General features: G+C 72.5%; 11 protein-coding genes. 1 reads left to right on the top strand and 10 read right to left on the bottom strand.

The window, feature by feature from the left end; translation table 11 throughout:
* The first annotated feature begins 130 nt into the window (after positions 1-130).
* Entirely contained in the window at positions 131-1,183 is a 1,053-nt protein-coding gene (locus BMY04_RS00055; protein ID WP_091177124.1) for a zinc metalloprotease, read from the top strand.
* 3 nt (positions 1,184-1,186) lie between these two features.
* On the opposite strand, the gene BMY04_RS00050 is transcribed toward BMY04_RS00055, so the two are convergent.
* The 10 genes from BMY04_RS00050 to BMY04_RS00005 all read right to left on the bottom strand — a co-directional run bounded on the left by BMY04_RS00050 (position 1,187) and on the right by BMY04_RS00005 (position 12,497).
* Positions 1,187-1,384, bottom strand: coding sequence for a hypothetical protein (locus BMY04_RS00050; protein ID WP_091177123.1), 198 nt, complete (start codon positions 1,382-1,384; stop codon positions 1,187-1,189).
* Positions 1,385-1,423: 39 nt separating this feature from the next.
* On the bottom strand, positions 1,424-2,911 hold the full coding sequence (locus tag BMY04_RS00045) for a glycine hydroxymethyltransferase (RefSeq protein ID WP_091177122.1): 1,488 nt from the start codon (positions 2,909-2,911) through the stop codon (positions 1,424-1,426).
* A gap of 93 nt (positions 2,912-3,004) precedes the next feature.
* Positions 3,005-4,066: a sodium:calcium antiporter gene (locus BMY04_RS00040; protein ID WP_091177121.1), complete on the bottom strand. Its 1,062-nt coding sequence runs from the start codon at positions 4,064-4,066 to the stop codon at positions 3,005-3,007.
* Positions 4,067-4,104: 38 nt separating this feature from the next.
* Positions 4,105-5,070, bottom strand: coding sequence for a 23S rRNA (guanosine(2251)-2'-O)-methyltransferase RlmB (rlmB, locus tag BMY04_RS00035; RefSeq protein ID WP_091177120.1), 966 nt, complete (start codon positions 5,068-5,070; stop codon positions 4,105-4,107).
* The gene (cysS, locus tag BMY04_RS00030) at positions 5,070-6,461 is read right to left on the bottom strand and encodes a cysteine--tRNA ligase (RefSeq protein ID WP_232506089.1); all 1,392 of its coding nucleotides are present in this window, start codon (positions 6,459-6,461) and stop codon (positions 5,070-5,072) included. Before cysS ends, rlmB begins: the two co-directional genes overlap by 1 nt.
* A gap of 130 nt (positions 6,462-6,591) precedes the next feature.
* Positions 6,592-7,029 carry a MarR family winged helix-turn-helix transcriptional regulator gene (locus BMY04_RS00025; RefSeq protein WP_091177118.1) on the bottom strand — a complete coding sequence of 146 codons (438 nt, stop codon included), beginning with the start codon at positions 7,027-7,029 and terminating at the stop codon, positions 6,592-6,594.
* 85 nt (positions 7,030-7,114) lie between these two features.
* The gene (locus BMY04_RS00020; protein WP_091177117.1) at positions 7,115-8,494 is read right to left on the bottom strand and encodes a DUF4032 domain-containing protein; all 1,380 of its coding nucleotides are present in this window, start codon (positions 8,492-8,494) and stop codon (positions 7,115-7,117) included.
* Positions 8,495-8,658: 164 nt separating this feature from the next.
* Positions 8,659-9,759 carry an ABC transporter ATP-binding protein gene (locus tag BMY04_RS00015; RefSeq protein WP_091177116.1) on the bottom strand — a complete coding sequence of 367 codons (1,101 nt, stop codon included), beginning with the start codon at positions 9,757-9,759 and terminating at the stop codon, positions 8,659-8,661.
* A gap of 292 nt (positions 9,760-10,051) precedes the next feature.
* Positions 10,052-10,867: a transglutaminase-like domain-containing protein gene (locus BMY04_RS00010; RefSeq protein WP_091177115.1), complete on the bottom strand. Its 816-nt coding sequence runs from the start codon at positions 10,865-10,867 to the stop codon at positions 10,052-10,054.
* Positions 10,868-11,105: 238 nt separating this feature from the next.
* On the bottom strand, positions 11,106-12,497 hold the full coding sequence (locus BMY04_RS00005; RefSeq protein ID WP_091177114.1) for an L-serine ammonia-lyase: 1,392 nt from the start codon (positions 12,495-12,497) through the stop codon (positions 11,106-11,108).
* Positions 12,498-12,931: the final 434 nt, after the last annotated feature.

The following is a 12,931-nucleotide window of genomic DNA, read 5'->3' as shown; positions in this document are numbered from 1 at the left end:
GCACGGCCGTGAGCACCTAAGGTTCTCGGGGTCTGCCTCTCGGGGGGCGGGCGGTGCGGTGCGACGGTTCCGTCGCGCGCTGCTGCCCGGCGCCGACGGGAGCCGGGCACTCCGTCGACGTCAGGACATCATGATCACCTTCCGGCACCCTCGGGCCGGACGCGCGGCACGCGTGGCCCTCGGCCTGGCCGCCGCCCTCTCCACCACCGCCCTGGGCGTCGCCGCCGCGGCACCGGCCGCGGTCCCGACGGCGGGCGGGGCGGCTCGTCCGACGGCGTCCGCTCCTGCGCCTGACGTCCGCGTGGTCGCGGCCACGCACGACGAGCCGTGCCTCGCCGCGTCCTCCGCCCAGCGGGTGCGGGTCGGCAGCGCGTCCGACGGCGCCGACCCCAACACGCTCAGCCTGGGCCAGACGGAGCAGGCGCAGGACGCCTCGGCGGCACGGACGCAGCAGCGCCGCGTGAGCGCGCAGCACAAGCTCGGCAAGACGACGATCCCCGTCTACGTGCACGTGATCACGACCGCCTCGGGCAAGGGCGACGTGAGCACCGAGCGCATCGAGAAGCAGATCTCGGTGCTCAACAAGGCGTACGCCGGCAAGACCTCGAAGTCGTCGAAGAAGACCCCGTTCAGGTTCGAGCTCGAGGCGGTCGACCGGACGGCGCGCTCGGACTGGTACTCCTGGGCGCCGCCGACCGACACCGGCGTCGGAGACGACGTCGCCCCCAAGACGGCCCTGCACCGGGGCGGCTTCGGCGACCTGAACCTCTACGTCGCCGCCCTCGAGGACGGGGTGCTCGGCTACTCGTCGTTCCCCTGGGACACCACGCTGCCGCGTGACGGCGTCGTCCTGCTGAACAGCGCCCTGCCGGGTGGGTCGGCCAAGGGCTACGACAAGGGCGACACCGCCACCCACGAGGTGGGGCACTGGCTGGGCCTGCTGCACACCTTCCAGAACGGGTGCGCGAAGCCCGGCGACCTGGTCTCCGACACCCCGTACCAGGCCGACGGCGACAACATCTTCTCCTGCAGCAGCAAGCTGAACACCTGCCGCAGCAAGGGCAAGGACCCGGTCCACAACTTCATGAGCTACGGCGACGACAAGTGCCTGAGCCGCTTCACCAAGGGCCAGGTCAGCCGGATGAGCCAGACCTGGCAGCTCTACCGCGCCGCCGCCGGCTGACGCTCAGCCCTGCTGCTGGTCGCGCTCGTAGGACTCGATCGCCCGGCGGAAGGCCTCGACCTCCGCCCGGGCGCGCTCCTCGTCGGCGGGCAGCCGGCGCGGCTGCGGCTCCCAGTCACCGAACCAGGCGTACGACGCGATGGTCAGCACGACCAGGGCGAACGCCACCAGCACGATGCTCGTGAAGGTGGTCGCCGCCATCGTGCCGACCCCGCCGTCCCCCGGCTGCCGCCCGAGCCCTCAGAGTTCCAGGCCGGCGTACAGCGGGTGCGCGCCGAGCATCTCGGCGGAGGCCGCCTTGGTCCGCTCGGCCACTCCGTCCGCCAGCACGTACTTGGCCTTGCCCGGGGTGCCCGCGGCGGTCGTGGCCGGCGACGTGCTCTCCAGCACGTCGACGATGAGCTCGGCCACCCGGTCGAACTCGGCGGCGCCGAAGCCGCGCGTGGTCAGCGCCGGGGTGCCGATGCGGACGCCGGAGGTGTACCAGGCGCCGTTCGGGTCGGCGGGGACCGCGTTGCGGTTGGTGACGATGCCGGCGTCGAGCAGCGCCGACTCCGCCTGGCGCCCGGTCAGGCCGAACGAGCTCACGTCGATGAGCACGAGGTGGTTGTCGGTGCCGCCGGTGACCAGCTGGGCACCGCGGGACAGCAGCCCGCCGGCCAGGGTCTGCGCGTTGTCCGCGACCGCCTGGGCGTAGGTCTGGAACGCGGGCGTGCGCGCCTCGGCGAGGGCGACCGCCTTGGCCGCCATCACGTTGCCGAGCGGACCGCCGAGCACCATCGGGCAGCCGCGGTCGACGCTCGGCGCGTACTCCTCGGTCGCCAGGACCATGCCGCCGCGCGGACCGCGCAGCGACTTGTGCGTCGTGGTCGTGACGAGGTGGGCGTGCGGCACCGGGTCCTCGTCGCCGGTGAACACCTTGCCGGCGACCAGACCCGCGAAGTGCGCCATGTCGACCATGAACGTCGCGCCGACCTCGTCGGCGATCTCGCGCATCTTGGCGAAGTTCACCCGGCGCGGGTAGGCCGAGTAGCCGGCGATGAGGATGAGCGGCTTGAACTCGCGCGCAGCGGCGCGGACGGCGTCGTAGTCAATGCGCTGGGTCTGCGGGTCGGTGCCGTACGAGCGCTGGTGGAACATCTTGCCGGAGATGTTCGGGCGGAAGCCGTGGGTGAGGTGGCCGCCGGCGTCGAGCGACATGCCCAGCGCCCGCTGGTTGCCGAACTTGTGCCGCAGGGTCTCCCACTGCGCCTCGGTCATCTCGTTGATGTTCTTGAGGCCGAGCTCGGCCAGCTCGGGCAGCTCGACGCGGTGCGCCAGGATCGCCCAGAAGGCGACGAGGTTGGCGTCGATGCCGGAGTGCGGCTGGACGTAGGCGTACTCGGCGCCGAAGAGCTCGCGCGCGTGCTCGGCGGCGACGGACTCGACGGTGTCGATGTTCTGGCAGCCGGCGTAGAAGCGGTGGCCGACCGTGCCCTCGGCGTACTTGTCCGACAGCCAGGTGCCCATCGTCAGCAGCGTGGCCGGCGACGCGTAGTTCTCCGACGCGATGAGCTTGAGCGACGAGCGCTGGTCGGCCAGCTCGGCGCGGGTGGCCTCGGCGATGCGCGGCTCGACGGAGGCGATCACCTCGAGGGCCGACCGGTACGCCTGGGTCGCGGCCCCGCTGAGGTCGCTGCCGGCCGTCGCCGGACCGGTCGTCGTCGCGGGGGTGAGGGTGTCGGTCACGGGCGTGCTCCTGGGCAGCAGGTCGGCGGACTCCGCCCAATCTAACGCGGTGGTGGTCGACCGACCGCCTCGTCCCGGTGGGCCCGGGCCACCTCAGGTGATGGCGACCAGACCACCGACGCCGACGAGGTAGAGCACCAGCACCACGAGCGAGTCGACGCCCATCCCGAGCACGCGTCGCCGGGGCCGGAACACGAGGCCGACGGCGTAGACGAGGGTCAGCAGGATGGCCAGCGCGGTCAGGTAGACGTTCGCCGCGCCGGCCTTCGGCAGCACGGCCTCGCCCGAGATGACGGTGGCCACGAGGAACAGGACCGGGAGGAAGGCGTTGCCGCCGAAGATGTCGCTGACCGCCAGGTTGTCGTCGCCCTGCTTGACCGCCTGCAGCCCGGTCGAGATCTCCGGCAGGGAGGTGGCGAGCGCGAGCACCGTGGCGCCGAAGAGCACGCCGCCGAGGCCGAGCCGGTCGGCGGCCGCGTCCCCGGCCCGCTCCAGCACGACACCGCTGACCAGCGTCGCGAGGGCGGCGAGGCCGAAGACGAGGCCGGCCCTGCCGGTGCTCCAGCCGCTGTGCGGCTTCTCGGGCGTGCTGCGCCGGTGCCCGGAGGCGTGCGGCGACGCGTCCGGCGCGTTCCCGTCCTTCGTCCACGGTAACCCACGGCCGGCCCGGCGGACGAGCAGCAGCCCGACGACCCACAGGACCGCGATCAGCAGCCCGCTGGGGCTGACCCGGCCGACGACCGAGCCGGCCGGCAGCTGGGTGCCGGCGACGACGACGGCCAGCACGGCGATCACCGTCGTGGCCTCGACCAGGAGCGTGAGGGACGCGGCGCGGTAGGTGAGCGGTCTGGCGTCACGGCCCCGCTTGCCGAACCGGTCGAGCACCACGAGCACCACCGTCTGCAGGGCGATGCCGCCGAGGATGTTCCCCACGGCGACGCCGAGGTTGCCGCTGATCGCCGCGCTGACGGTGATGGCGATCTCCGGCAGGTTCGTGGCCACCGCGAGCACGACCAGCCCGCCCAGCGCGCTGCCGAGGTGCAGCCGGTCGTCGAGGACGTCGGTGGTGCGGGAGAGCTGGACGCCGGCGACCCAGACGAGCGCGGCGGCGGCGGCGAAGACGAGCAGGAGCAACCAGAGGGGCCAGGACGACACGCTCCAGTCCTACTCCTGCGGGCCGCTCCTCACCGGGCTCAGGGGACGCGGCGCTGGCGCGCGATCTCGTAGAGCGCGATGCCGGCGGCGACACCCGCGTTGAGCGACTCCACCTCGGCGCTGATCGGGATCGCGGCGATGGTGTCGCACGCCTCCCGCACGAGCCGCGACAGCCCGGCGCCCTCGCTCCCAACGACGAGCACGAGCGGGCCCGCGATGCCCTCGGCCGCGGCGATGTCGGTCTCCGCCTCGCCGTCCAGGCCGACCAGGGTGAAGCCGGCGTCGGCGTACGCGCGCAGCGCGCGGTTGAGGTTCACCGCACGCGCCACCGGTATGCGGGCGGCGGCGCCGGCCGAGGTCTTCCACGCGGCGGCGGTCATGCCGGCCGAGCGGCGCTCGGGGATGAGCACGCCGCTCGCGCCGAACGCGGCCGCCGAGCGGATGACCGCGCCGAGGTTGCGCGGGTCGGTGATCGAGTCCAGCGCGACGACGAGCGGCACCGTGTCGGCGTCGAGGGCGGCGGCCAGCAGGTCGTCGGGGTGCGTGTACGTGTACTCCGGCAGCTGCAGGGCGAGGCCCTGGTGGATCGTGCCGTCGGTCATCCGGTCGAGCTCGGCCCGGGTGACCTGCAGCATCGGGGTGCTGCGCTCGGCGGCGAGCCTGAACACCTCGCGCAGGCGGTCGTCGCGCTCGGCGCCCTCGGCGACGTACGCGGCCTTGACCGGGATCTCCGCCTCCATGGCCTCGAGCACGGCGTTGCGGCCGATGACCCACTCCGGCCCGGACCCGGGTCGCCCGGTGCGCTTGGCCGGGGTCGTCTGGCGGCCCGACGCCGAGCGCTCGGCGCGGTTCTTGGCCTTGTGGGCCGCGTGGTACGGCCGGTCCTCCGCCTTGGGCGTGGGGCCGCGGCCCTCGAGCCCGCGACGGACGCGGCCCCCGGAACCGGCGGTGTTCCCCTTGCCCTTGCGGGCGACCGCGCCCTTGCGCTGGCTGTTCCCGGGCATCAGACCCCGTCCTTGTCGCTGGTGGTGGTGCTCGTGCTCGGCGCCCTCAGCGACCACTCGGCGCCCTGGGGTGTGTCGGCGACCTCGACCCCGAGGCCGCTCAGGAGGTCGCGCAGCCGGTCGGCCGCCGCGAAGTCGCGGTCCCGTCGCGCCTGCGCCCGCTGGTCCAGCACGGCCTGCACGAGGCCGTCGACCACGCCCTCGAGACGGTCGTCCTGCGCGGACCCCGCCCACGCGGGGTCGTCGGCGTCGAGCCCGAGCACGCCGAGCATGCCGCGGACCTCGGCCAGGCTGGCGGCGACGGCGTCGGTGTCGCCCTGGGCGAGGGCGCTGTTGCCCGTGCGCACCGCGGTGTAGAGCACGGCGACCGCACCGGGGGTGCCGAGGTCGTCGTTCATGGCGGCGGCGAAGGCCTCGGGCACGACCGGGGACGCGAGCTCCGGCCCGACCAGGACGGTGGCGCGCTGGACGAAGGTGTCGATCCGTTCGAGCGCCGCCGTCGCCTCGGCCAGCGACGTGTCGCTGAACTCGATCGCCGAGCGGTAGTGCGGGGCCGCGAGGTAGAAGCGCACGGCGCGCGGCGGGTAGGCGCGCACCACCTCGCTGACCAGCGCCCCGTTGCCCAGCGACTTGCTCATCTTCTCGCCGGCCGCGGTGACCCAGCCGTTGTGCATCCAGTAGCGCGCGAAGCGCTGGCCGGCGGCCGTCGACTGGGCGAGCTCGTTCTCGTGGTGCGGGAAGCGCAGGTCGAGGCCGCCGCCGTGGATGTCGAACTCGTCGCCGAGGTACTTCGCGGCCATGGCGGAGCACTCCAGGTGCCAGCCCGGACGGCCGCGGCCCCACGGGGTCCACCACGACGCGGTCTCCGGCTCGTCGGGCTTGTGGCCCTTCCAGAGCGCGAAGTCGCGCGGGTCGCGCTTGCCGCGCGGGTCGGCGTCGGCCGCCGGCTCCATGTCGCCGATGGCCTGGTGCGACAGCTCGCCGTACGCGGGCCAGGACAGCACGTCGAAGTAGACGTCCCCGGAACCGTCGGTCGCGGCGTACGCGTGCCCGCGGTCGATCAGGACCTTGATCAGCTCGATCATCTCCGGGACGTGCCCCGTGGCGCGCGGCTCGTAGGTCGGCCGCAGGCACCCGAGCGCGTCGTACGCCTGGTGCAGCTCGCGCTCGAAGCGGTAGGCCAGCGCCCACCAGGGCTCGCCGTTGGCCTCGGCCTTGGCGAGGATCTTGTCGTCGATGTCGGTGACGTTGGCGACCACGGTGACGTCGTAGCCGAGGTGGGCCAGCCAGCGCCGCAGGACGTCGAAGACGACCTCCTTGCGGATGTGGCCGACGTGCGGCGCCGACTGGACGGTCAGGCCGCAGTGGTAGATCGAGACCTTGCCCGGCACGACCGTCTCGAGGTCGCAGACCGTGCTCGTCCGGGTGTCGTAGACGCGGAAACCGCCCACCTCGCGGGCCTCAGCCCGCTCTCCCTCACCCGTCAGCACCGCGGAAGTCTAGCGGGGCCGGGCCGGTGCCTCAGTTGCTCGAGGCCTGCGCGGCCATCAGCCGGCGCATCGCGTCGACGCCGTCACGCAGGGCCTTCTGGTCCTTGCGTGACAGGGAGGACAGGTTCGGCAGCACGCTGGTCCCCAGCGAGTGGCGCATCTCGGTGAGGCGCTGGCGTCCCAGGTCGGTGAGGTCGATCATCCACACCCGCGCGTCCTTCGGGTCCGCCGCACGGTCCACGAGGTGCTCGGACTCGAGCTTCTTGATGTGGTTGGTGATGGTCGGCTGGGAGCAGTTCTCCGCGACGGCGAGGTCGCTGATGCGCACCGGGCCGTGGTCCGAGATGCGGGCGAGGAGGCGGACCGCCGCGAGGCTCAGCCCGAAGTCGGTTCCTCGGGGCACCCACCGCACCACCCGCGCCGCCGTGGTGACGAGGTCCTCGCCGAGCGCCAGCAGTTCGTCGTCCATCACCCAAGGGTAGTGGGCGTCCGGGCGCGCCACAGCAGCGCCGCGAGGCTGCTCGCCCGCGGCGCCCCGCTCGTCGGAGGAGCGATTACCCCTTGCCCGCCTTTGCACGCAGCGCCGCGATGTCGAGGAACCCCGACGGCGCGGCGTCGTCGTCGGCCGCCGCCTCGTCGTCCTCCCACGGGTCGTACGGTGCCGACTCCTCGTCGTCGTCGTAGCCCTGCGACGGGTCGTACGGGTTGGCCAGCGGGCCCATCGACGCCATCGACGACAGCGCGATCTGCTCGTCGGGCAGGCTGCCGAGGACGTCGTGGACGTAGCCCTGGGCCGCCTCCATCAGCGGGATCGCCCGGCCGGCCTGCTCGCCGAGGAACCAGCGGTGCTCGAGCACCTGGTGGTAGACCTCCGCGGGCTCGAGCTTGCCGCGCAGCTCCGGCGGCACCGACCCGACGACGGGCTCGAACCGCTCGGTGAGCCACTGGTGGGCGACGATCGACTCGTCGGCGCCCTGCTGGTCGGTCATCGCGCGGAAGTAGTCGAGGTCGTTGAGCAGGCGGCGGGCCTGGTTCTCCTCGGTGTCCAGCCCGGTGAGCCGCAGCAGCCGGCGCTGGTGGTGGCCGGGGTCGACGACCTTGGGCTGGATCCGGATGGTCGAACCGGCGAAGTCGGTGGTGATGTCGAGCTCGGCCACGTCGAAACCCAGCGCGTTCAGCCGCCGCACGCGGCTGTCGATGCGGTGCATCTCGCTGTCGGAGAACTCCTCGACCTCGGTCAGCTCGCCCCACAGCTCGCGGTAGCGGCTCTCGATCGACTCGACCAGCACCTGCGGGTCGAGGGCCTCGTCGAGCAGGCCACCGGCCTCGAGGTCGAGGAACTCGCCGAACAGGTTGGTGCGGGCGATCTGCAGGTCGTGCTCGCGCTGGCCGTCGGTCAGGCGTTCGTGGAGCTCCCCGGTCTCGGCGTCGACGAGGTAGGCGGCGAAGGCGCCCGCGTCGCGGCGGAACAGCGTGTTCGACAGCGAGACGTCGCCCCACAGGAAGCCGATCAGGTGGAGCCGGGCGATGAGGACGACCATGGCGTCGACGAGCCGGTTCACCGTGTCCTGCCGGACACCACGGGTGAACAGCGAGCGGTAGGGCAGCGAGAACTGCAGGTGCCGCGTCACCAGGACGGGGTCGAGCGGCTCGCCGTCGGCGTCGAGGCGGCCGACGACGACGCCGACGCCCTCGACCGAGGGGGTGTCCAGGCGCTGCAGGTCGCGCAGCAGGGAGAACTCGTGGCGGGCCAGGTGCTCGATGACCTCCTTGACCGCGTAGACCTCGCGGCCGACCTTGACGAAGCGCACGACGTGGCGGGAGATGCCGCGGGGGAGCGCGACGAGCAGGTCGGTCGGCCACTCCGCCAGCGGCGTGCTCCAGGGGAGCGTGATCAGCCGGGTGTCGGGCTTGACCGAGAGGAAGCGGGGCACCCGTTCATCCTCCCACCGGGCAGGCGTCGGCGCACCGGCCGAGCACGGGCGCGTACGCGGTGCGCGACGGCTCCTGGGAACTGCTCCGGGAACGGCGAAGCCCCCCGCACCGGTGGGTGCGAGGGGCCTCGTCGTGGTTCAGGTGGTGCTCACCGGCCGGTGCCTCAGGCGGAGATCCGCTCCTCGGTCGTCTTCGAGAAGACGTGCACCTTGCTCGGGTCGGTGACGAGGCGGATCGACGCCCCGCGCTGCGGCGCCGTGCGGCCGGAGATGCGGCCCACGACCTGCTGCGCGGTCAGCTTCTCGTCGTCCGCGACACCGGCGAGGGTGCCGTAGATGAACGAGTCGGCGCCGAGCTCCTCGACGACGGCCACGTCCACGCCGATGCCCTCGCCCGTCTCCGACAGGTCGAAGGCCTCCGGGCGGATGCCCACGACCAGCGACTTCTCGTTCCCGGCCTTGGCCAGGGTCTCGCGCGAGACCGGCACGGTGTAGTCACCGATCCGGACGCCGCCCTCGACGACGCTGCCCTCCATCAGGTTCATGGCCGGCGAGCCGATGAACCCCGCGACGAACAGGTTGTTCGGGCGGTCGTACAGGGTCAGCGGGCTGTCGCACTGCTGCAGGATGCCGAGCTTCATGACCGCGACGCGGTCACCCATCGTCATGGCCTCGACCTGGTCGTGGGTCACGTAGACGGTGGTGACGCCGAGACGCGTCTGCAGCGCCGCGATCTGGGTGCGGGTGGACACGCGGAGCTTGGCGTCGAGGTTCGACAGCGGCTCGTCCATGAGGAAGACCTGGGGCGAGCGGACGATCGCGCGGCCCATGGCGACGCGCTGGCGCTGGCCGCCGGAGAGCGCCTTCGGCTTGCGGTTGAGGAAGTCCTCGAGGCCGAGCAGGTGCGCCGCCTCCTGGACGCGCTGCTGGCGCTCCGTCTTGGGGACGCCGGCCATCTTGAGCGCGAAGCCCATGTTGTCGCCGACGGTCATGTGCGGGTAGAGCGCGTAGTTCTGGAACACCATCGCGATGTCCCGGTCCTTCGGCGGCAGGTCGGTGACGTCGCGGTCGCCGATGTAGATCGAGCCGGCGTTGATCTCCTCGAGGCCCGCGAGCATGCGCAGGGAGGTGGACTTGCCGCACCCGGAGGGGCCGACGAGGACCATGAACTCGCCGTCGCCGATCTCGAGGTTGAGCTTGTCGACGCTCGGGTGGTCCGCACCGGGGTAGACCCGGGTCGCGTCCCTGAAGTTGACTGTGGCCACGCCACACTTCCTTTCCACGGGCAGGTACGTGCCCGACGATCCGTAGTGGAAAAACGCGTAGCGCTACGCAGCGCTGCGCGAGACGAACTGTAGCCGAGCAACCCTCAGGTGGACAGACCACGACCTGTGGTGCGCCTGTGACTCGTGTTATCTGTCCTCGGTCCGCTCGGAGGCGTCTCGCGCTCCGACCCGCTCGTCCCAGCGGTCTCCGGTTTTTCACGTTCACGTGAGAACCGTCGCTCCCCACGGCGGATCTGCTGCGGGAAGCACCAGCTCCCGGCGGGGACCGCCGTCAGCGCAGCTGGACCAGCTGGCTGCCGTCGTCGGTGTCGAAGTCGTCGACGACCGCGGTGACCTCGAGGCCGTCGAGGGAGACGTTGCCGCCGTAGTTGGTGAGGAACGCGGTGTCGGCGGCGTCGCGGCCGGTGGCGACGCGGAGCAGGCTCTGGCGCGGGGCGAGGCGGGTGGCGTCCACGACGTACCAGCCGCCGGGGCCGCCGTCGGGGGTCTGGTCGAGGTACGCCTCGCAGACCGCGTGGTACTCCATCGGGCTCAGCCCGGGGGCGAAGACCGCGGCGAGCCGGGCGGGGACGTTCAGGCCGCGCAGCAGCGCGATGCACAGGTGCGCGTAGTCGCGGCAGACGCCCTGGCGCCCCAGGAACGTCCGCACCGCGCCGTCGGTGGGCAGGCTCGAGCCGGGGACGTACGTGAGGATGTCCGACACCCAGGAGGAGACCGCGTCGAGGAGCTCGGCGCCCTGCAGCCCGCCGAACTGCGCCGCCGCGGTCGGCGCGAGGCTGTCGGACTCGCAGTAGCGGCTCGGGCGCAGGTACGTGATGAGGTCGAAGTCGTCGACCGGCGGCGGCGCGGCCTCGCCCACGACGGCGGCCGCGTAGTCCATGACCACCTGCCCGCCCTGCGCGTCGAGCACGTGCATGCGGTTGCCGGTGATGTCGACCAGCTCGCGCGGCATGACGTCGTGGCCGTCGACGGTGATCGACAGCGACTGGCTCTCGAACGGCGACCCCTGCGCCGCCGCGACGGCGAAGACGAGCCGCGCGGGCGCGGAGAGCCCGAGGTCGAGGTGGCTGGTGACGGTCCGCTTCACGTCGCGGATTCTTCCGGCTCGAGCGACCGCCCCGACCTCCGGCCGGTTCGCGAGACGGTTGCGCAAAAGGAAGCGCCAGCTGGTCTTTCGGGGCCGTGAGGAACCCCGAAGGAGCAGCTGGCGCTTCCTATCGAGCGGATCCAGCAGGCGGCAAGGAAGACATCGCACCAGGGTGCGATCCGCGTCCGAGTCCTTCGACAGGCTCAGGACAGGCTCCGCGAGGACAGACGACACGACCTCAGCACTCGACGATGTTCACCGCGAGGCCGCCGCGGGACGTCTCCTTGTACTTGACCTTCATGTCCGCCCCGGTCTCCATCATCGTCTTGATGACCTTGTCGAGACTGACCGTGTGGCGCCCGTCGCCGTGCAGCGCGAGCCGCGCCGCGGTGACGGCCTTGACCGCGCCGACGGCGTTCCGCTCGATGCAGGGGATCTGGACGAGCCCGCCCACCGGGTCGCAGGTGAGGCCGAGGTGGTGCTCCATGCCGATCTCGGCGGCGTTCTCGACCTGGGCCGGGGTCCCCCCGAGCACCGCCGCGAGCGCCCCCGCGGCCATGGAGCAGGCGGTGCCCACCTCGCCCTGGCAGCCGACCTCGGCGCCGGAGATCGAGGCCGTCTGCTGGTAGATCGCGGCGATCGCCCCGGCCGTCAGCAGGAACCGCACCACGGTGTCCTCCGCGGGACCCGGCAGGAACTGCACCGCGTAGTGCAGCACCGCGGGGATCACGCCGGCGGCCCCGTTGGTGGGGGCGGTGACGATGCGGCCGCCGGAGGCGTTCTCCTCGTTGACCGCGAGCGCCCAGACGGTCAGCCAGTCGAGCGCACCGAGAGGGTCGACGCCCCGGGCGCGCTCCGGGTGCGCCGGGTCGCCCCCGTCGAGCGAGGTGCGCAGGTCGGCGGCGCGCCGACGCACCTTGAGCCCGCCGGGCAGGACCCCGGGCGTCGTGGTCCCGTGCTCCACGCAGGCGACCATGACGTCCCACAGGTGCAGCAGGCCGGCCCGGACCTCCGCCTCCGACGTCCGCGCCGCCTCGTTGGCGAGCATGACGTCGGCGATGCCGAGCCCCTCATGCTCGCAGGTCGCGAGCAGCTCGCCCGCGGTGCGGAAGGGGTACGGGACGGGGGTCGTGTCCGGGCGCAGCGCCGGCCGGCCGGAACCGTCGTCGTCGAGGACGAACCCGCCGCCGATGGAGTAGTAGGTGCGGCAGGCGAGCTCCGCGCCCTGCGCGTCCCAGGCCGTGCACGTCATCCCGTTGGGGTGGAAGGGGAGCGAGCGGCGCCGGTGCATGACCAGGTCCTCGGCGGCGTCGAAGGCGACCTCGTGCTGCCCGGCGAGCACCAGCCGGCGGGACTCCTTGACCGTACGAGCCAGGCCCGGCGCGCTGTCGGTGTCGATCGTCTCGGGGTCGAGCCCCATCAGCCCCCACAGGACCGCGCGGTCGCTGCCGTGCCCGTGCCCGGTGGCGCCCAGGGAGCCGAACAGCTCGACGCGGACCCGCTGCGTACGCGCGAGGTCGCCGGTGCCCGTCAGCGTCTGGACGAACCGCTTGGCGGCCCGCATGGGGCCCACGGTGTGCGAGCTCGACGGCCCGATGCCGACGGTGAAGAGCTCGAACACGCTGACCACGGGGCCAGTGTGCCCGCCCGGGCCCGGGGACGTCGAAGCGCGCAGGACCGGCGCTTGGATGAGCGGGCCCCGCCGCCGGACCCAGACGGGACCTCGCTCCCGACGATTCTCAGGCTGCAGCCGGCGGTGGTCGCGAAGCCACGCCGGACTGCCGTCCACCGGCCCCGGCGCCTGGTCCGCGCCCGTAGAGGGGCGGGCCGTCCACCAGCGTGCGCGGCCGGACTCGGTAGTCTCAGACCACGCTCGGCTGTCTCACAGCCGAGCGCTGGTCCGACCCTGAAGGAGTGCCCGTGGCCACCACCCTGCAGCGCACGGCGACCGAGGTCGCGCTGCCGAAGCGGCAGCTGGGCACGATCTCGTGGAAGTGGATGGTGACGACCGATCACAAGGTGATCGGGAACTTGTACTTCGTGACGACGATGTTGTTCTTCTTC

Origin of the sequence: Microlunatus flavus (assembly GCF_900110855.1) — a bacterium.
Taxonomy (GTDB): domain Bacteria; phylum Actinomycetota; class Actinomycetes; order Propionibacteriales; family Propionibacteriaceae; genus Microlunatus; species Microlunatus flavus.
This window is presented reverse-complemented; position numbering and strand designations above follow the sequence as displayed.

Excerpts from the sequence above, each read along its gene's own strand:
- BMY04_RS00055 (WP_091177124.1), top strand. The coding sequence starts at position 131 with ATGATCACCTTCCGGCACCCTCGGGCCGGACGCGCGGCACGCGTGGCC.
- BMY04_RS00050 (WP_091177123.1), bottom strand. The coding sequence starts at position 1,384 with ATGGCGGCGACCACCTTCACGAGCATCGTGCTGGTGGCGTTCGCCCTG.
- rlmB (WP_091177120.1), bottom strand. The coding sequence starts at position 5,070 with ATGCCCGGGAACAGCCAGCGCAAGGGCGCGGTCGCCCGCAAGGGCAAG.
- BMY04_RS00025 (WP_091177118.1), bottom strand. The coding sequence starts at position 7,029 with ATGGACGACGAACTGCTGGCGCTCGGCGAGGACCTCGTCACCACGGCG.